Origin of the sequence: Embleya scabrispora DSM 41855 (genome assembly GCF_000372745.1) — a bacterium.
Classification (GTDB): Bacteria; Actinomycetota; Actinomycetes; order Streptomycetales; family Streptomycetaceae; genus Embleya; species Embleya scabrispora.
Map to the genome: position 1 here is coordinate 180,518 of NZ_KB889640.1, position 18,633 is coordinate 199,150.

Consider the following 18,633-nt stretch of genomic DNA (forward strand, 5'->3'; position numbering starts at 1 on the left):
TCCGGCGACCGTCCGCCCGACGGCCCGCCCCACCGCGCACCACCGCGCCGACGGGGCCGGCCCGAGCCCGCACCGGGACACCGGCCGGGCCCGAATCGGGACCCGGATGGGACCGGTGCCTCCTGCGCACGGGACGCCGCGACGGCCATTCTGGGAATTCCGAACCACTCCGGGCACCGCACCCCGGAACCGCTCGGCGTCGTTCGGTCCCACCCGGCTCCACTCGTCCGCGCCGTCGCTCGCCGACGTCCCGTGAGGAGGCGCCAGATGCCCATGAGCAACCGAGAGCAACGCTCCGGCCTCGACCGGGCCTACGCGGTATGCGGCGCCTCCCTGGTCGGCGGCCTGATCACACTGGTCCTGCTGCTCACCCACCTCGACGACCCGAGGATGTCCCCGCGGCCCGCCCTGATCGGCGTGTCCACCCTCCAGGGCATCGCCTTCGCGCTCTCCGGGCTGTTCGTCATCTCGCGTCGATCCGCACCCGGCCTGGGCTGGTTGTTGTTGTGGACCGGCCTGGCCTATCCACTGTCGAGCGCGGTCCTGTTCAGCGCCGTGTTCGCCGACGCCGGACCCGTCTGGGCCGGAGTGGCGATTGCTTTGTGGCTGGTCGCCGACGCGGTGTTCCTGTTCGGCATGTACGCACTGCCGCTGTGGCTCCCGAACGGATCCCTGCCCAGGGCCCGATTCGTCCGGATCTACGCCGTGCTGGTCGCGCTGTGGAGCGCCCTGCACGCGTACAACGACTACGCCGGGTCCGACTGGCACGGACTGCCCAGCTTCCTGCGACACGGGGCCTGGGCCGTCGGGCAGCGGTGGCTGGACGGGTGGCTGACCCCGCGCCTGGACCTGATTCCACCCCTGGTCATCCTCACCAGCCTCGGCGTGATGACCGTCTGCTGGGTGCGCTCGCCCCGACCGCGCCCGATGCGGCTGGTACCGCTGTTGCCCTACCTGCTGTGGCTGGCCGTGAGCTTCCTCGGCTACCACCTCGAACTCTCGGATCTGCTCTATGAATTCCTGCTCTACGCAGGCGTGCTGGTGTGGCAGCTGTGCTTCGCGTACGCCTTCGCCCGGGACCGGCAGTGGCACCTCGACCGCTCCGCGCGCAAGGTGTTGGCCGCCTTCTCGCTGGCCGCGGTGCTGATGGGCGGCTACTTCGGGATCGCCGTCGCGCTGTCCGGCGTACTGCCCGGCGCGCGCACCACCGGCGCACTGGTGATGGCGGCCGGCGCACTGGTGATCGGTGCCCTGCTGCGCCCGACCGTCGGCTGGGCGATGCGTGTCGTCGACCGCTTCTACTACGGCGAACGGGCTCGGCCCTACCAGGTCGTTCGCGACCTCTCCGAGCAGCTGAGCCGGGCACCGGCGCCCGGGGCGGCACCGACCCTGCTCTGCCGAACCGTCGTGCACACGCTGGGCCTGCCCGGCGCCGGCGTGGTGGTCGACACCCGGCACGGCGAACGCGAACTCGCCCGGATCGGCGATGCCGGCGCCGATCGCGTCGACTTCCCGCTCACCTACGAGGGCGTCGTGATCGGCCGACTCTCCGCACCGCCCCGGCCCGGACAGGACACCCTGGACCGCCAGGACCTCGAGGTGCTGCGCTTCCTCGCCGACCAGGCGGCTCCCGCGATCGCGTCCTTGCGCCTGTACGAGGAACTCCAGGAGACCCGCGAGCACATCGTGCTCGCCCGCGAGGAGGCCCGCCGCCGACTGCGCCACGATCTGCACGACGGCCTCGGCCCCGCGCTGTCCGGCACCCGGCTCCAAGTCGACACCGCGCGGGCCTGCGTACCGCCGGGCACCCCGGCCGAGGGCACGCTGGCCATCGCGTCGCGCAGCATCGGCGAGGCGATCACCGAGCTGCGCCGGATCACCGACGGCCTCGCCCCCGCCGCACTCGCCCGACTCGGCCTGGCCGACGCGCTGCGCGAATGCGCCGGCCGGCTGGACGGCGGCGGCGGCACCCACCCGCGCATCCGGGTCGCCTTCGATCCCGATCCACCACCGCCGCTGCCCGCCGCCGTGGAGGTCGCGGTCTACCGGATCTGCGGCGAGGCACTGACCAACGTCGTGCGGCACGCCCGGGCCCGCAATGCCACGCTCGACGTCCGGGTCACCGACACCCGCGTCGTTCTCGAGGTGGCCGACGACGGAGTCGGGAACCGCGAGCGCGAACGCGGCGCGGCGACGGAAGGTGTCGGCCTGGCCTCGATGGCCGAACGCGCCGAGGAACTGGGCGGAACTTTCACCGCGGGCGGCGACGAACACGGCACTGTCGTGCGCGCGGTCATCCCACGACCCGGGACCGACTCCCGGGACCAATCCGGGACAGACCCGGGACCGTGACCACATGCGAGTGGACCCGGAGCGAGCGAAAGTGGAGGAGCAGTGATCGACCCCGATCACCTTCTCCCCCTCACACCACGGAGATCGATGATGTCGACGAACCCACGGCCGAAAGGCGGCGAACCGCCGCCCGGGTCCAACCAGCCCGACGAATCGTTCGGCTGTCACCCGCCCAATCACCCGTGCGACGGTCCGGAGCCGCCCGATTCGTCGAAACAGACGGATCCGGGCAGCGACCACCCGCCGCATCGGGCCGACGCACCGGGCCCTCCCGCTGAGCCGGACACCCACCACCCACCGGCCTGAACCGACCCGAAGGGCAAACTCGATCGCCGCCCCCACCGTCCTCGACGGTGGGGGCGGCGGCGTGTGCGCGGGCCGCGGCGCGCGGGCTCACCCGGCGTGGCGGTGACGGCTCGGTGGGGCCACGGCCGCGCCGGGCGCGCCGGTGCGGATGACGTCGGCGAGGGCCTGCAACCGGACCCCGGCCGCGCCAGTCGGCGGCGGTGCGGTGCCGGGGTTCGAAGGCGAGCACCTCCAGTTCGCCCTGAGCACGTAGAACAGCTCCTCGCCGTGCGCGTGCACGTGTGCGCCGACCTCGAAGCCGGGGGGCACCACCCCCTCGAAGGTCGAGGTGTGTCGGGCGTGCGCGCCGGTGACCTTGTAGGTGACCTCCTCTGCGGCGGTCACCAGCCGCCGGCTCGCCCCGGGCGGGATGATCAGGCCGTCGACCATGACGGCACGTCCTTCGCCGCGTACCGGCGATCACCGCGGCCCGGTGGTCCGGGTTCGACCCAGGAGCCGACCGCCATCTCGGCGGTGATCCCCGGGCCGAAGCCGGCCACGATGCCGCGTCCGCCGGCGGCCGGCCCGCCCGCCGCGAACAATCGGTCCAGGGCGTCGAAGACCACCGCGCTCGCGATGTTCCCGTACTCGGTGAGGGTGGCCCGGCTGTGCCGGAACGCCTCGGGAGCGACGCCGAGGAATCCGCTCAGGTCGTCCAGGATCCGCGGACCGCCGGCGTGCACGACGTAGAAGTCCAGCGCCGAGGCGTCCCACCCGTGGCGGGCGACCAGTTCCTCGATCACCGGCGCGAGCGGCTCCATCGTGGTGGGCACCCGCTTGTCCAGCCGGAAGTGGAATCCGGTGTCCTTGACCGCGTAGGAGATCCAGTCCTGGGTGTGCGGAATGAGGTAGGAGCCGTTGCGTTCGAGCCGGACGCCGGTGCCGCCCGCGCCGCGCACCACGGCTGCCGCGACCGCGTCGCCGAACAGGCCGTCGGAGAGCAGCGCCCCGATGTCGGCGTCCTCGGGCTGGTAGCACAGCGAGCAGAACTCACAGGCCACGATCAGCGCGTTGAGCCCGGGATGGGCGGTGCAGAAGTCGTGTGCGCGGTTGATCGCGGCGCCGCCGGCCGCGCAGCCGAGCTGGGCGATCGGCAGTTGGCGGGTATCGGAGCGCATGCCCAGCTCGTTGATCAGCCAGGCGGTCATCGACGGCATGCCGAATCCGGTGCACGAGACGTAGATCAGCAAGTCGACGTCGCGCGCGTCCAGTTCCGCGTTGGCCAGTGCCCGGCGGATCACCGGGGGCACGCGCAGTTTCGCCTGCTCGTGGTAGAGGAGGTTGCGGGCCTCGAAGCCGGGGTGGCGCAGGGTGCGTTCGATCGGTTGCACCAGATGTCGTTTGCGCACGCCGGTGTTCGCGATCAGCCGCAGCGCGAGCGGCAGTCGGGGATTGGTCGCGTGGAGTCGGCGGGCGATCTCCAGCGACTCGTCCATGGTGATGACGTTTTCGGGGACGGCCACGGCGGGCCGGCACAGGATACTCACGAGCTGTCTTCCTTGCGTGGTACGAAACCGCGGAGAACCGATGCGGTTCTCCGCGGTTTCGGGGGGTGGTTTCTCGCGTCGGTGTCGCGCGCTGAGCCCGGCTACCGGGCCGCCTGCATCGGGATCGGGATCGACCCGGACGGGCGCACGCGGTGCGGGGGTTCGATCGCACCGTCGGGCAGCAGCGCGCCGGTGTCCTCGAAGATCACCACGCCGTTGCACAGCAGGCTCCAGCCCTGCTCGGGATGGCTCTGTACGACGTGTGCCGCGAGGTGGTCGGAGGCCGAGGCGGCGGGACAGGGGGGAGAATGCCGGCACATGGTCCTGATCCTTCCGGGAGTGCCGTGGTCGGCAGCGGGTCGACGAGCTGCCGCGGGATGCGTCGGTTGTTCGGTCACACGCCAACCGTGCGCCGCCCGCGGTCCCGGGCGGATGAGCCCACGGCCCCGAATCCGACGGCCGCTGTCCCGAGCCGGGCGGGCGGCCTCCCGGGCCTCCCGTTCGGAAACGGCGCCACCCATCGAGCGGACTCTCGCTCACGCGTTCGGAATATGCTGCCGGACGTGAACGACGACGAGCCGATCTTCAAGCGGGACAAGCGGGGACCGGGCCCCTACGTATACAACGTCCGCAATCCCATCGGTCTGGCACTGACCGCGATCACCCTGATCCTGCTCGTGATCATGCTGGTCCTGATGAACAAGCGCGTGGGCCCGTTCGCGCCGCCGTCCTCTCCGGAACGGCCCCCCTCGCGCGATTGGGAGTGGTCGCCGACGTCGCGACCGACGCCGTGGACGACGCCCGCGCCGACCACGGCGGCGCCGACCACCGGATAGCCGCACCCCGCGCAGACGCGTCAGTTCCGGTGCGCCGCCTTGTCGTCGCGCAACCGCCGGGCCCGAAGCACCAGTTCCAACTCGAAACGGCGATCCGGTTCGTCCATCTCCTCACCCAGCAACTCACGGATCCGGCGCAGCCGATAGCGTACGGTCTGCGCGTGCACCCCCAGCCGTGCCGCGATCTCCGGGGCGCCGCCGCGCGTCTCCAGCCAGGCGAGCAGCGTCTCGGCCAGCCGACGCGAGTGCGCGGGCGGGCAGTTGTCCAGTGGCGCCAGACAGCGACGGGCCAGGTCCTCGATCAATTCCTCGGGCGGCAGCAACACCAGCGCCTCGGTGTGCTCGGTGCAGCGGATAACCCGCCCGTGCGGCAGTTGCCCGCGTTCCATCAGGCGCAGCGCGGTACAGGCCCAGTGCAGCGACTTGGCCGCGTCGGCCAGCGGCACGGACGGACCGATCGCGCCCGACCAACCCGCCATCGCCCGGCGCAGCAGTTCGGGACGGCCGGCCGCGTCCGGATCGGGCAGGATCATCCGCGGCCGTTCGCACTCCATGTCCAAGAGCACGTCCCGGCCCACCGCGGGCGCGACCGCGTCCGGCGCGGGTCGCAACAGCACGCCCACCGCGACCTGTTCGGGCAGTATCCAGCCGATCCGAGCGGCATGTTCGGCGAGCGCGCTCGCGGGTTCGGTCCCGTACTCGGTGAGCATCAGCTTGATCAGGCGTTTCTGCGCCCACAGGCGTTCGCCCACCTGGCGGGCCGCGGCTTCGGCGTAGCCGTGCACGGACTGGGCGACCAGGCCGTCGAGGTATTCGAAGCCCGCCTCGGCGAGTTCGTACATCGCCGGCGGCGGGATCTCCACCTGCTGGCCGATCTCGGCCAGCCGCCGCCACGCGAGTCGCACGCCGAGCCGGTAGACCGCCTGCAACGAGTCCAGGCTGCGCCCCTGGAGCACCTCGGCGCGGCCGAACATCTCGAACAGTTCCAGGCGTTCGTGCTGCCGGTCGCCGGTGGCGAGCAGGTGCTCGACGAAGTCGACCAGGGCGCGCCGGATGGCGACCAGGGCCATCGGTTCGCCGGACTCGTCCGGGACCAGCGGCAGTGTGGGGTATTCGATCCGGATGTCGCGCAGGATGTCCTGCGCCAGGTCGGGGATCTCGGCGATGGCCAGATCGGCGAACCGGCGCAGTTGCGGCCGAGGCACATTCCGCCATGCGGTGCGCACCGTCATGTCGCCTCTTCCTCGCGGCGGATGGTCAGTGCCCTCGACGGGGGCGCGTAGCCGTGGCCGGACCCGTTTCCCGGCATGCGGTGCCGGCATCAGGGCTGCGGGTTCGGCGCTGTGGGATCGGTGCGGAAGGTCACGAGCGGGACGTTGGGTTGCTCGGGAGTCTTGTGCAACGCGGCGACGATGCCGAACGCGGCACCGACGGCGAGGGCGGCGGCGAGGATCGCGGTCAACCCGGCGGCGAGCAGTCTGTGCATGCTTCGACGAGCCTCTCGATCGGAGGGCACCCCGCCCATTCCCATGCACCGGCTCTGTGATGAACACAGTGTGCGAGGTGTATTGACACTCCGTCAAGAGTGCGCCTACGGTTCCCGGCCTGAGACGGACGTGCACGTCCCCGAGGCCCTTTGCCGTCAGGAGTGCCCGATGCGCCGCGCCATTTCCTCCCGTTCCCCGATCCTTTCCCTGGCTCTGCTCGGAGTCGGAGTCTTCCTGCTCGTGCTGGCCGCGATGCTGGCCTGGTACGTCGAGCCGCAGGCCCGGCGCACCCCTCTCGACATCGACGACACCGTGGTGTTCGCCGGTACCGGGAGCTATTTCGACACCGCCTCGCTGCGGCCGGTGCACGGCGAGACGCTCACCGTGACCCGCCGGGTGGTGGGCGATGTGGTGGAGGCCGAGCGCAGCGGTCGGGCGGTGTGGGACGTGTCGACCACGATCGACACCCCCGCCACCCTGGCCGAGCACGATCCGCGTCGTTCCTACCAGTGGACGGTGGCGCGCTGGGTGACCGACCGGCGCACCAACGCCCCCGTGCACTGCTGCGGGGAGACGCCGGCGATCCAGGGCGAGGCGTTCCTGAAGTTCCCGTTCGACCTGGAGAAGCGAAGTTACCGCTGGTGGGACGAGACGTTGGGGGCGGCGATCCCGCTGGACTACCGGGGCACGGTGAAGGTGCGCGGACACCGCGGCTATCGCTTCACCGGCACCGTCCCGGACACCCGGGTCGGCGGCCGACAGGTCCCGGGCAGCCTCATCGGCGTCGCACAACCGCAGGTGCTCGCCGAGGAGTGGTACACGAACGCCGGTGTCGACCTGGTCGTCGACCCGCGCACCGGCCGGGTCATCGACGCCAGGATCGCTCCGCGCAAGACCCTGCGGGCACCCGGCGCGAGTTCGGCCTCGGTGGTGCTGCTGGACAGCGCCGAAATCCGCTTCACCCCCGAAACCCGGCGCCGGCAGGTCGATTTGGCGAAGAAGGACGATGCCAAGCTGGTGCTGGTCGGGGAGACCGCACCGGTCGCCGCCGGTGGCGCGGGGGCCGTGCTCGCCGCGCTCGGGGTGGTGTCGGTGGTCCGCGGACCACGGCGCGACGGGCCCGGTGCCGAGCCGGCCGCCGATCGGGACGCGCGGGTCCGCCGACGCCGGTTGCCGCGACTGCGCCCCGGGGCGACCGGGCCGGGCAAGTCCGGCCGGCCGGCACCGAACTGACGGTTCGTCGGTGATCGCGGCGGCAAACTTGTCACCTGGGTGAGTAGCCGCCGGTGCACGGGGTGGCGAAAACTCGAACCCACCCCGCACATCCCGCACTTCCCACGCACCCCTCCACGTTGGATCCAGGCCCGATACGAGTTGGAGCTCGGATGCCCCAGCACGTGCCTCCCGCGCTGCGCCCGGTGCCCTCCTCGGCGCCGCTCGAATCCGTACCGCGCGGTCCCGCGCCCGACCGGTCCGCCCATCCTCGTCGGATCGTCTTCCTGGCCCGCCGCGACCTGGCCAATCCGGCCGCGGGCGGCTCGGAACTGTTGGTCGATCGACTGGCGGACGGACTGACCGCCCGCGGCCACCAGGTGACCCTCCTGTGTGGTGGACCCGCCGCCGACCGCGACTACCGCGTGGTCTCGGTCGGCGGCGACACCGACCACTACCTGCGCGCACACCGTGCCCTCGACCGCCGCGTCGGCGGCTGCGACCTGCTCGTCGAGGTCTGCAACGGCATGCCGTACCTGAGTCCGCTGTGGCATCGGGGCCCCACCCTGTGCCTGGTCAACCACGTCCACACCGACCTGTGGGGTATGCGATTCCCGGGCCCCGCCGCGCGGCTGGGCCGGCGACTGGAACGCTGGGGACTGGCCGGCGCGCACCGGGGCAACCTGATCGTCGCGGTGTCCGGTTCGACCGCCGCCGCACTGCGCGCGATCGGGGTCCCGCCGGACCGGATCCGCGTCGTGCACAACGGCGTCGAGGACCCCGGGCCCCGAGCCGCCAAGTCGCCGGAGCCGCTGTTCGTGGCGGTGGGCCGGTTGGTCGAGTACAAGCGCATCGAGCTGCTGCTGCGCCTGTGGGAACGGGTCCGGCCGGTGACCGGCGGCCGACTGCTCATCGTCGGCGACGGGCCCGAACGCGACCGGCTGCGCGCCCTGGCCGGGCCCGGCGTGGTGTTCGCCGGCCGGGTCTCCGAGGCCGAGAAGCATCGATTGTTGTGCTCGGCCTGGCTGTTGCTGCACCCCTCGCTCGTCGAGGGCTGGGGGTTGGTGGTGACCGAGGCCGCGGCCCGGCACACGCCGGCCATCGGCTTCGACATTCCCGGTCTGCGCGACTCGATCGACGACGGTGTCACCGGGGTTCTGGCCCGGGGCGAGAGTTCGTTCGCCGCCGCGTGGTGCGCGCTCGCGCTCAGTCCCGAGCGGTGTGCGGCGATGAGCGCCGCCGCCGGGCTGCGCGCCGCCCGGTTTCGCTGGACCGCCACGGTGCGCCGGTTCCGGGCCGTGGCCGCCGAGGCCGTGTCCGGTCCGGTCACCGGACGCGACAGCGGGTGGTGACCGGGTGAAGGACCCGTCGCTGCGCAGGTCGATCGCGCTCCTGCGCGCTTTCCGGCAGGAGCAGCACGACCCCGCTCGCTGCTACGGGCTGCTCGCCCGCGACGCCGCCGACCAGGTCGAGCGGCATGTCCGGCTGCGCGGTCGGATAGTGGTGGACGTGGGCGGTGGCAACGGGCACTTCACCCGGGAGTTCCGCCGACGCGGAGCCCGCGGATACCTCTTCGAACCGGATCCGCGGGAGTTGACCGCGCACGGCACGCCGCCCGAGGGCGCCGTGATCGCCGACGGCTATCTGCTGCCACTGGCCGACGGTGTGGCCGACGTGTGCTTCTCGTCCAATGTGCTGGAGCACGTCGCCGATCCGCAGACCTTCCTGAGCGAGTTGGTCCGGGTCACCCGGCCGGGCGGGCTGATCTACGTCTCCTTCACCAACTGGTACTCCCCGTGGGGCGGTCACGAATGGGCGCCCTGGCACTACCTGGGCGCCGAACGCGCCCGGGCCCGCTATACCCGGCGCACCGGGCGTGCCGCCAAGCACACCCTCGGCGAGAACCTGTTCGCCGTGCACATCGGGCCCACGCTGCGGCACGTCCGGGCCCGCCCGGACGTGGGGGTGGTCTCGGCCCGTTCGCGCTACTGGCCCTTTCTGCCCGCCGTGGTCACCCGCGTTCCCGGGCTGCGTGAGGTCCTCACCTGGAATCTGCTCCTCATTCTTCGGCGGTGCCCGTGACGACGGCGCCATCGCCCGACGCATCCCTCGGTCCCGCCGCCGGCATCCCGGCGCCCTGGGCATCGCGCGCGCTCCGCAGGAGGCACTCGTGACCGATACGACCCTGTCCCTCCCTCCGGCCCGGCCCGGCCGGCCGCCCGTCGGGGTGCCGGCGGCCGAGCCCCCGGCCGATCGGCCGTGCCGGTGGACCCTGTTGCCGGTGTTCTGGGCGGTCGTCTTCGTCGCGTTCCTGGCCAAGACCCCGGGCAAGATGACCTTCGAGACCAAGCTCGGCGTGGTCACCGATCCGTGGAGGTTCATCGGTGATCTGGGCAACCTGTGGCACGACCGGGCCGGCTTCGGCGGCATCGCCGACCAATACGTCGGCTATGCCTTCCCGATCCTGCCCTACTACGCGCTGGCCGATCTGATCCACCTGCCGATCTGGCTCGCCGAACGACTGTGGCTCTCGCTGATCGTCAGCGCCGCCTTCTGGGGCGCGCTGCGGCTGGCCGAGCGGCTGCGGGTGGGCACCGCGCGCAGCCGGCTGCTCGGCGCGGTGGCCTACGCGCTGTGGCCGACCTTCACCATCGTGATCGGGTCCACCTCGGCCGCGGTGCTGCCCGGCGCGCTGCTGCCGTGGGTGCTGTTGCCGCTGGTCTCCTCGCGAGCGAACCCGCGTACGGCCGCCGCCCGTTCGGCGCTGCTGATCCCGTTCATGGGCGGCGTCAACGCCGCCTCGACCCTGGCCGCGCTGCTGCCGGTCGGGCTGTACCTGCTCACCCGCCCGGCCGGGCCGCGCAAGTGGGCGCTGATCGGCTGGTGGATCCCCGGCGTGCTGCTGGCCACCGCGTGGTGGGTGGTCCCGCTGCTGCTGCTCGGCGTCTACGGCGAGAACTTTTTGCCGTACATCGAGCAGGCCGAGACCACCACGAGCACGATGTCCGCGACCGAACTGCTGCGCGGCGCGGGCGACTGGGTCGCCTATCTCCATTTCGGTGAGCCGTGGCTGCCGGCCGGCTGGACCGTGGTGACGGCCGTGGTCACCATCCTGGGCTCGGCGTTCGCCGCCGCGCTCGGCCTGGCCGGGCTGGCCCGCCGCGACCTGCCCGAGCGCCGCTGGCTGATCCTGACCGTGCTGATCGTGGCGCTGATCGCCCTTGCCGGCTACGGCGGTTCGTTCGGCGCGCCGTTCCACGGCACGGCCCGCGACTGGCTCGACGGGTGGCTGCGCCCGTTCCGCAACATCTACAAGTTCGAGCCGGGCCTGGCGCTGGCCCTGGTGCTCGGACTGGCCCACCTGGTGGGCACGGTGGGCGAGTACGATCCGGTCCTGCCCCGGCCGGCCCGCCGGTTCGCGCCCGCGATCGCCGCGCTGCTGATCCTGCCCGGCCTGGCCTGGCCGTACGTCAACGGCACGGTGCTGCAACCGGGGGCCTTCACCGAGCTGCCCGACCACTGGCGACAGACCGCCGACTGGCTGGAGAAGCACTCCCCGGACAGCCGGGCCCTGGTGGTCCCCGCGACCGCCCACGGGCTGTACACGTGGGGCTCCCCGATCGACGAACCGCTCGACCCGCTCGCCGATTCCCCCTGGGCGCAGCGGGACTTCGTCCCGTTCGGCACGCCCGGGGTACGGCGGGCGACCGACGCGGTGGAGCAGGCGCTGCTCACCGGCGGCACGGTGCCCGGGCTGCGCGACTTCCTCTCCCGCGCCGGGTTGTACGCGGTGGTGGTACGCAACGACCTGGACCCGGATCAAATCGGCTACGTTCCGCCGAGCACCGTCACGCGCACCCTCGAGTCCTCCGGCTACCACCGGGTCACCGGATTCGGGCCGTTGATCACCGGCGGCCGGATCCCCGAGCAAACCCCGATCCAGGTACAGGGCCTGTTCAGCCGCCGGCAGGCCGTCGAGATCTACGAGCCGGCCGCGGACACCCCGCGACCCGGCCGGGTGGGCAGCCGCGCGGTCGCCGACACGGCGCTGCTCAGCGGCGGCCCGGAGGCGCTGCTGCAACTGTCCGCCGATCCCACCCTGCGCGACCGGCCGACCGTGCTCACCGGCGACGCCCATCCGGGCATCGACCGACCCGGCACCCAGCTCGTCGCGGACGGACTGCGCCGCGCGGACACCCGCTTCGGACTGATCAACTCCAACACGTCCTACCCGTACACCGCGAAGGAACGAAATCCTTCCGACAGCGTGCAGCACCCCGGTGCGAAGCCGAAGCAAATCCTGCCCGTCGACGGCGCCGACCACCAAAGCACCGCCGAGCTGCGCGGCGCGGCGTCGGTGAGCGCGAGCAGCAGTGGCAACTGGCTTTTCCACCTGCCTCAGTTCGACCCGGTGAACGCCTTCGACGGCGACCCGGCGACCGCGTGGGCCGAGGGCAGCCCCGACAAGCCGGACGGCCAGTGGCTGAAGGTCACCTTCACCGCGCCGACCGACATCCCCGGGTCGCTGCTGCTGACCCCGCTGGCCGGCGACGGCATGCGCGCCGTGCCGACTCGGGTGCGGATCGAGACCGACCGCGGCGCCAAGGACAGCCCGCTGCGCCCCGAGGGCACCGCGCAACCGGTACAGGCGCCCCCGGGGTCGGCCAAGTGGCTCAAGGTCACCATTCTGGACGCGCGGATCGCGCGATCCGGCCTGTCCGGCGCGGGCTTCGCCGAGGTGGCCATCCCCGGCGTACAGGTCTCCCGGCTGCTGCGCCTGCCCACCGACGCCGACGGGAGCGGCGCCGAGACCTCGGTCTACTCGCTGCACCGCGACACCGACCCCGGCGGGCTCTCCCCGGTGGCGGCGGAGGACGGGCTGCACCGGCGGTTCACCACCCCGCGGGCAGGCGACTTCGCCTTCGACATCCGCGCCGTGGCGGTACCGGGCCCGGAACTGGACCGGCTGGTGGTGGGCGCCGCACCCGAACAGGCCAAACGGATCACCGCGACCGCCGAGTCGACCGGCCGCACCGGCCGTTCGCTCACTCCGCGCAACCTCGTGGACGGCGACCTGACCACGGCATGGATCGCCGGGGACCGACCCGTGGTCCATCTGAGCTGGCCCGACCGCACGACCATCGATCAGATCGTCTTCGGCGCAGCGGGCGGGCTGTCCAGCCGACCGGAAGAGGTGCTGATCAGCTCGCCCAACGGCTCGGTGACCACCACCGTCGACGAGAACGGACTGGCCCGATTCGGCCCGATCGACACCGACCGCATCACCGTCACGTTCACCCGGACCGCACCGCTGACCATGCACAACCCGCTCGCCGGCAAACGACTGCAACTGCCGGTGGGCCTCAGCGAGATCCACATCCCGGCGCTGGCCGGGCAGCGCACCCGCCCGCCGGACCCCGGGTCGGCCTTCTCGCTGCCGTGCGGACAGGGGCCGTCGCTGGCGGTGGACGGCGTGCTGCACACCACCAGCGTCGCCGGTTCGGTGCGCGACCTGATCGAACGCCGGCCCGTATCGGTGAAGTTGTGCGCCGCGGAGACAACCGGTGGCTCCCTGCCACTGGGCCCGGGGCTGCACACGGTCGAGGCCGGCAACCTGGGCCCGCTGGAGATCACCGACGTGACCGCGACCCGAGGCAAACTTCCCGTCCCGGCCCGGCAGTCGGCTCGATCGGCCACCGCCGCCGACTGGAGCGGCGACCACCGCTCGGTTCGGATGGGCGCGGGCGAGGCCACCTACCTCCAGATGTACGAGAACCGCAACTCCGGTTGGAAGGCCACGCTGCACGGCAAGGAACTGCGCCCGGTACGCATCGACGGCTGGCAGCAGGGCTGGTTGGTGCCCGCCGGCGCGGCCGGCACCGTCGAACTCGACTACGAACCGGGCGGCGTCTACCGGGCCGGGCTGATCGGCGGCGCCGCGGCCCTGGCCGCCCTGATCGCGCTCGCCTTCGTACGACGCCGCGACCCGGACCCGGCCGGCCTCGACGGGCCGCCCACCGACCCGGCGCCGCCCGGTCGCATCCTGGGCGTGCTCGCGCTCACCGTCGTGGTCGCCGTCGTGGCGGGCCCGGTCGCGCTGGTGGTGCCCGCGCTCGCGGTGGTCGCCCACCTGCGGCACCGGTTGCTCGTCCCGATCGCACTCGTGGCGATGGCCGGCGCCGGGATCGCGGCGGCGGTCGGTGCGGACGAGCCGCTCGTCGACGGCGCGGGCACGTTCGGGCCCGTCGCCCAACTGCTCGCGCTGATCGCGCTGTGCGCGGCGCTGGTGACCGCGGGCGGCCCCGACCCGGGCGGCCTGCCCGTCGGCGCATCCGGCCCCCGGCACGGCCGTTCACCGCGCGCGGCGCCACCTGCGCCACCGGCACCACCCGACGGGCCGGCCGCACCGGCTGTGTCATCCGGGTCATCCGAGTCGCCCGCGCCATCTGTGCCGCCTGTGCCGCCGGCGCCCGGCGGGCCGCCCGCAGCCGCGTCCGGACCCGTATCGCCGGCCGAGTCGGCGCCGCCCGACCGAACCCCGGGCACCGAGGCACCGACTGCCGGCCACGACCGCTCGGGCCGAGACGACCACACGGCGCCCCTGCCGACCCATTCGGACCGGGAGGCCGACACCGCACAGTTGCCGAAGCTGCCGCCCGACGGCAAGGAGGCCGGACAACCGTGACCACGACTCGCCCGGCTCGGCCCGAACTCCCGGTCGAGCCGGCCCTCGCCCGGATCCCGTTCCCGCTCGTCGACGAGATGTCCCGGCACGGTCAGCGGCCCGGCGAGCCGATCTCGGTGCACATGGAGATCCGGCTGCCCGGACAGCCGGATCCGGCCCGACTGCGCGCCGCGTTCGGCACCGCGCTGCGCCGACACGCGCGGGTCCTGGTCCGCGAGGCCCCCGGCCGGTGGTACCGGCGGCGCTACGAATGGGAACTCACCGCCGCCCCCGACGTCGAACCGGTCGGCTTCCCGCCGGCCGCACCGGACGCATTGGTCCGGGCTCGGGCGAGGGCCCTGGCCGAAACACCACCGCTGTCCCTGTCCCCGCCGGTCCGGCTGGACGTGATCCGCTCGTCCGCGACCTCCGGCGGCTGCGTGCTGCTGTGCAGGATCCACCACACCGCCCTCGACGGACCCTCCTTCCTCCGCGTCCTGGCCACCGCCGCCGAGTTGTACAGCGGAATCGACTCCGCTCCCGCCCCGAACCGGGCCACCCCACCGAGCGCAGCCGGCCCGGAGCCGCCGCCCCTGGATCGCGGCCTGCCGCCTGCCCGCTCCGCCCGGGTCGCGCCGGCCCCCGCACCGCTCGCACACCAACGCCGGGGCAACGGCGTCATCCTCGGCGAACTCCCGATCCACCCACGCCCACCCGGCGCCGGCCACACCGTCAACGACCGCCTTCTGGTGGCCACCTGCCTGACCATCGCCCGCTGGAACCGACTGCACGGCGCACCCGCCCGGCCGATCCGCATCACGATGCCCGTCGACGACCGTCCGCGCAGCGCCGAAATGCCCATCGGCAACGGCACCCGACTGGTCGAAGTCGCCTTCGGGGCACGTGAATACGCGAACGAACCGACGCCCGAGGCGATCGTGGGGCTGCTCCGCCGCACGGCCCACCGGACCAGACAGCTCAAGGCCGCGCCGCGACCCCCGCTCGGCCGCGGCGCGGCCCTGCTCACCGCACCGGTCCTCCCGGTCGACCTGCGCGCCTCGATCACCCGCGGCCTCGGCCGCGCGCTCGCGCCGTGGACCTCCACGACGCTGCTCAGCAACCTCGGACGGATCCCCTATCCACTGGACTTCGGCGACGCGGGCCGGGCGGACGCGGTCTGGGTCTCCGCGCCCACCCGCATGCCCCGGGGCCTGACGATCACCACGACCTGCACCGCCGGCCGCCTGCACGTGGGACTGCGCTGGTCCCGCGCGCTGCTCGACGACGCGTCCGGACGGCGGCTGTACGACTTCTTCGCGCACTACCTCGACACCGTCTCGGCCGCCGCCCTCGCCGTCGACCCGGTCGCGAACCCACCGTCCCGCGGCGGTGGTTCGCGATGACCGCCACCCGCCCGGCCGGGCTGCGCGAGTTCTACGAGAATCCGGCGACACCGGTCGCCTCCGGCCCCGAGCGCACCCGGCGCCAGGCCGCGATGCTGGCCCGCGCGCTGGGCCCCGACCCGGCCCTGGTGGTCGACATCGGCTGCGGCGACGGCTCGGCGGCCTCGATCACGGGCCCGCTGTCGGCCGGACACACCCTGATCGGGATCGACTGGTCGCAGGACGCGCTGCGCCGGGCGAGCACCCGGATAAAGCACCTGGTCCGCGGTGAACTCACGGACGGCGGACTGCCGTTGGCCGACGCGAGCGTGGACGCGGTGCTCTTCGGTGAGGTAATCGAACACCTCGTGGACCCGGATGCGGCACTCGACGAACTCCGCCGGATACTCAAGCCGCGCGGTCATCTGCTGCTCTCCACGCCGAACCTGGCCGCCTGGTACAACCGCGCGTTGCTGCTCGCGGGCGTGCAACCGATCTTCTCCGAGGTCAGCCTGCGCGGCATCCACGGCCGACCCGGCTCGCAGGTGGTCGGCCACCTGCGGCTGTACACCGCCCGAGCGCTGCGCGACTTCCTCACCGCATCGGGCTTCGAGGTGGTCCGCACGGCCGGGGCGCCGTTCCACGGCGTGCCGCGGCTGCTCAGGCCGCTGGACCGGGCCGCGTGCACGGCTCCCTCGCTCGCCTCGATCCTGCTCGTGCACGCCCGGCGGGCCTAACCGTGTGGTGGGGGGTCGCCGCGGCGCTGCTTGCCAACGTGCTCTACAGCACCGGATTCGTGCTGGAGAAGCGGGCGTTGACCGATCTCCCGGCGCTGTCGACCGGCCGGCCGCTACGGCTGCTGCGGGTGCTCCTGGGCAGCCCGCTGTGGCTGACCGGTTCGCTCGCACTGGTCGCGGGCTTCGCCGCCCAACTCGCCGTCTACCGCACGCTGCCCATCGCCGCGGCCCAGGGCCTGTTCGTCGCGGGCCTGGTCCTGCTGCTCCTGCTGTCCTCGGTGGTACTGGGCGAGCGGCCCACCGGCCGCGAACGCGCGGGCGTATCGGCCGTACTCGTCGCACTGGCGATGATCGTCGCCTCGTTGCGCGACGGCGACTCGGTCGGCGAACGCGCCCCGCTCGGCCGGTTCCTGATGGTCTGCCTGCCGGCGCTCGCGGCCGGTCTGTGCTTGTACCTCGCCGCCGAGCGGCACTCCCGCGACCCCGGCCGGCCACCCGCCACCGGCGTGGCCTACGGCGTCGCGATGGGCCTGCTGTACGGGGTGAGTTCGCTGGCGATCAAGGGCATCTCCGGCCGGCTCACCGGGCACGGCATCGGCGCCGCTGCCCCGGACCTGCTTCGCTCCCCCTACCCGTACCTGCTCGTCGGCATCGGCGCGGCCGGCCTGGTGCTGTCCCAGACCGCGTTGCAGCGCTGCCGGGCGTCGCTGATCGTACCGGTATGCACCACGGTCTCCGCCCTGTTCACCGCCGTTCCGGGCAGCTTCGCCTTCGGCGAGGCACTGCCGCACGATCGGACCCGGCTGGCCCTGCGACTGCTCGGCGGCGCGCTCGCGGTGATCGTCCTGCTGCTCCTGCCCCGACACGACGAGGACACCGACGCCACGGAGGACACGGACCCCATCGAAGACACCGGCCCCACAACGGAAGTCACCACCTCGCCAGAGGAGTCGCCCCATGGAACCCGACGATCCGCTCCTCCGGATCCTGGCCTGCCCACTGGACAAGGGACCACTCACCCTGCTTCTCCCGGAGGACGCCTTGTACAACCCCAGACTGCGCCGCCGCTACCCGATCGTCGACGGCATTCCACAACTGCTCCCCTCCTCCGGCGTCCGGGTCTCGGACGAGGAACACACCCGGCTCATTCGACGGATCACCCCATGACGCTCGCCGCCCGGCTCGCACCCCGAGTACCCCCCACGTTGGTCGTCGCGGCCGTCGACGTGCTGTATCCGCGCTTCGAACCGGAGTTGCGGCGGATCGCCGACTTCGTCCCGCGCGGCGGCACGGCCGTCGACGTGGGTGGCTGGTACGGGCCGTGGTCCCGGCGGCTGGCCCGGCGCGCGGAGTCGGTCGTGACGGTGGAGCCGGTACCGCACCTGGCCGCGTTGCTCGAAACTCGCACACCGGCCAACGTACGCGTGGTGGCCGCCGCGGCCGGCGACCGCGGCACGGGCACCGCCGCGCTGTGGTTGCCGTCGGGCGACCGGGGTGATCGGGGCGTGTCCTCACTCGTGCGCAGGCAGATCCACGATCGCGCGGTGGACGTACCCTGCGTGCGCCTGGACGATCTCGGCCTGCTCGACGTCACGTTCGTCAAGATCGACGTGGACGGCAACGAATCGGCCGTGCTGCACGGCGCCGAGGACACCTTGCGCCGGGACCGACCCGCGCTGTTCATCGAATTGGAGGCACGTATCCAGTCACCCGCGCCGGTGCTCGACTTCCTCGGCCGACTGGACTACCTGGGCTGGGTGTTGCCCGGCCGACACTGGCTGCCCCTGGGCGACTTCGATCTGGCCGGCCACCAGGAGCGCACCGCCCATGTGGCCGAACGCGGCCTGTTGCGCCGCACGTTGACGCCGTTCGGCCGCCGCTACGTCAACTCGGTGCTGTTCCTCCCGGGGGCGCGCCGGCCGGGACGCGAGTCGGCGGGCTGAACCGCGCGGACCAGGGGTGCGAGCAGTCGGGTGGCGGGGCGGGGCGCAAGGGCACGGCCCCAGCGAGCGCGGGGGGACGGAGTCGCGGGAGCGGCGAGCGCGGGGGGACGAAGTCGCGGGAGCAGCGAGCGCGGGGGGACGAAGTCGCGGGAGCAGCGAGCGCGGGGGGACGAAGTCGCGGGAGCAGC

14 protein-coding genes and 2 pseudogenes are annotated in these 18,633 nt (G+C 72.8%); 11 read left to right on the top strand and 5 right to left on the bottom strand.

Translation table 11 applies throughout. The annotated features are described in order from the left end of the window. Positions 1 to 267: 267 nt before the first annotated feature. Positions 268 to 2,352: a sensor histidine kinase gene (locus A3IC_RS54615; RefSeq protein WP_086018440.1), complete on the top strand. Its 2,085-nt coding sequence runs from the start codon at positions 268 to 270 to the stop codon at positions 2,350 to 2,352. 490 nt (positions 2,353 to 2,842) lie between these two features. On the opposite strand, the pseudogene A3IC_RS54620 reads toward A3IC_RS54615, so the two are convergent. The 3 genes and pseudogenes from A3IC_RS54620 to A3IC_RS0115315 form a co-directional block, all read right to left on the bottom strand. Then, positions 2,843 to 3,087 (bottom strand): annotated as a pseudogene (locus A3IC_RS54620) (cupin domain-containing protein); the annotation flags it as partial. Beyond that, complete coding sequence (locus A3IC_RS0115310) at positions 3,072 to 4,184, bottom strand: type III polyketide synthase (RefSeq protein WP_020550924.1); 1,113 nt, start codon at positions 4,182 to 4,184, stop codon at positions 3,072 to 3,074. The gene A3IC_RS0115310 and the pseudogene A3IC_RS54620, both read right to left, overlap by 16 nt. A gap of 101 nt (positions 4,185 to 4,285) precedes the next feature. Next, positions 4,286 to 4,504: a DUF5999 family protein gene (locus A3IC_RS0115315; RefSeq protein ID WP_020550925.1), complete on the bottom strand. Its 219-nt coding sequence runs from the start codon at positions 4,502 to 4,504 to the stop codon at positions 4,286 to 4,288. A gap of 243 nt (positions 4,505 to 4,747) precedes the next feature. On the opposite strand from A3IC_RS0115315, the gene A3IC_RS54625 reads away from it, so the two are divergent. Beyond that, positions 4,748 to 5,020, top strand: a complete 273-nt coding sequence (locus A3IC_RS54625; RefSeq protein ID WP_245599303.1) for a hypothetical protein — start codon at positions 4,748 to 4,750, stop codon at positions 5,018 to 5,020. A 20-nt stretch (positions 5,021 to 5,040) separates the two neighbouring features. Here the strand turns inward: A3IC_RS54625 and A3IC_RS0115325 are convergent, their stop codons facing one another. Both A3IC_RS0115325 and A3IC_RS69715 read right to left on the bottom strand, forming a co-directional pair. Further along, positions 5,041 to 6,252 (bottom strand): PucR-like N-terminal domain-containing protein, encoded by a 1,212-nt coding sequence (locus A3IC_RS0115325; RefSeq protein WP_020550927.1) that lies wholly within the window; start codon positions 6,250 to 6,252, stop codon positions 5,041 to 5,043. A gap of 89 nt (positions 6,253 to 6,341) precedes the next feature. After that, entirely contained in the window at positions 6,342 to 6,506 is a 165-nt protein-coding gene (locus A3IC_RS69715; protein ID WP_020550928.1) for a hypothetical protein, read from the bottom strand. Between the two features lie 169 nt (positions 6,507 to 6,675). Here A3IC_RS69715 and pgfA point away from each other — a divergent pair, with 169 nt between their 5' ends. From pgfA to A3IC_RS64860, 9 genes and pseudogenes are all read left to right on the top strand, one after another. Beyond that, the gene (gene pgfA, locus A3IC_RS0115335) at positions 6,676 to 7,740 is read left to right on the top strand and encodes a cell envelope lipid trafficking protein PgfA (protein WP_020550929.1); all 1,065 of its coding nucleotides are present in this window, start codon (positions 6,676 to 6,678) and stop codon (positions 7,738 to 7,740) included. A 152-nt stretch (positions 7,741 to 7,892) separates the two neighbouring features. Continuing rightward, positions 7,893 to 9,071, top strand: coding sequence for a glycosyltransferase family 4 protein (locus A3IC_RS0115340; RefSeq protein WP_020550930.1), 1,179 nt, complete (start codon positions 7,893 to 7,895; stop codon positions 9,069 to 9,071). A 4-nt stretch (positions 9,072 to 9,075) separates the two neighbouring features. Further along, positions 9,076 to 9,801: a class I SAM-dependent methyltransferase gene (locus tag A3IC_RS0115345; RefSeq protein WP_020550931.1), complete on the top strand. Its 726-nt coding sequence runs from the start codon at positions 9,076 to 9,078 to the stop codon at positions 9,799 to 9,801. An 88-nt stretch (positions 9,802 to 9,889) separates the two neighbouring features. Then, the gene (locus A3IC_RS54630) at positions 9,890 to 14,404 is read left to right on the top strand and encodes an alpha-(1->3)-arabinofuranosyltransferase domain-containing protein (RefSeq protein ID WP_106668896.1); all 4,515 of its coding nucleotides are present in this window, start codon (positions 9,890 to 9,892) and stop codon (positions 14,402 to 14,404) included. Next, positions 14,401 to 15,786 carry a hypothetical protein gene (locus A3IC_RS0115355; RefSeq protein ID WP_020550933.1) on the top strand — a complete coding sequence of 462 codons (1,386 nt, stop codon included), beginning with the start codon at positions 14,401 to 14,403 and terminating at the stop codon, positions 15,784 to 15,786. The genes A3IC_RS54630 and A3IC_RS0115355 overlap by 4 nt, the downstream gene beginning before the upstream one ends. Beyond that, the gene (locus tag A3IC_RS0115360; RefSeq protein WP_020550934.1) at positions 15,783 to 16,502 is read left to right on the top strand and encodes a class I SAM-dependent methyltransferase; all 720 of its coding nucleotides are present in this window, start codon (positions 15,783 to 15,785) and stop codon (positions 16,500 to 16,502) included. The genes A3IC_RS0115355 and A3IC_RS0115360 overlap by 4 nt, the downstream gene beginning before the upstream one ends. Positions 16,503 to 16,504: 2 nt before the next feature. Further along, positions 16,505 to 17,533: pseudogene (locus tag A3IC_RS54635) on the top strand (DMT family protein); the annotation flags it as partial. After that, positions 17,460 to 17,669, top strand: coding sequence for a Trm112 family protein (locus tag A3IC_RS64855; protein ID WP_079026460.1), 210 nt, complete (start codon positions 17,460 to 17,462; stop codon positions 17,667 to 17,669). The pseudogene A3IC_RS54635 and the gene A3IC_RS64855, both read left to right, overlap by 74 nt. Continuing rightward, positions 17,666 to 18,445: an FkbM family methyltransferase gene (locus A3IC_RS64860; protein ID WP_079026459.1), complete on the top strand. Its 780-nt coding sequence runs from the start codon at positions 17,666 to 17,668 to the stop codon at positions 18,443 to 18,445. The genes A3IC_RS64855 and A3IC_RS64860 overlap by 4 nt, the downstream gene beginning before the upstream one ends. The last annotated feature ends 188 nt before the right edge of the window (positions 18,446 to 18,633 follow it).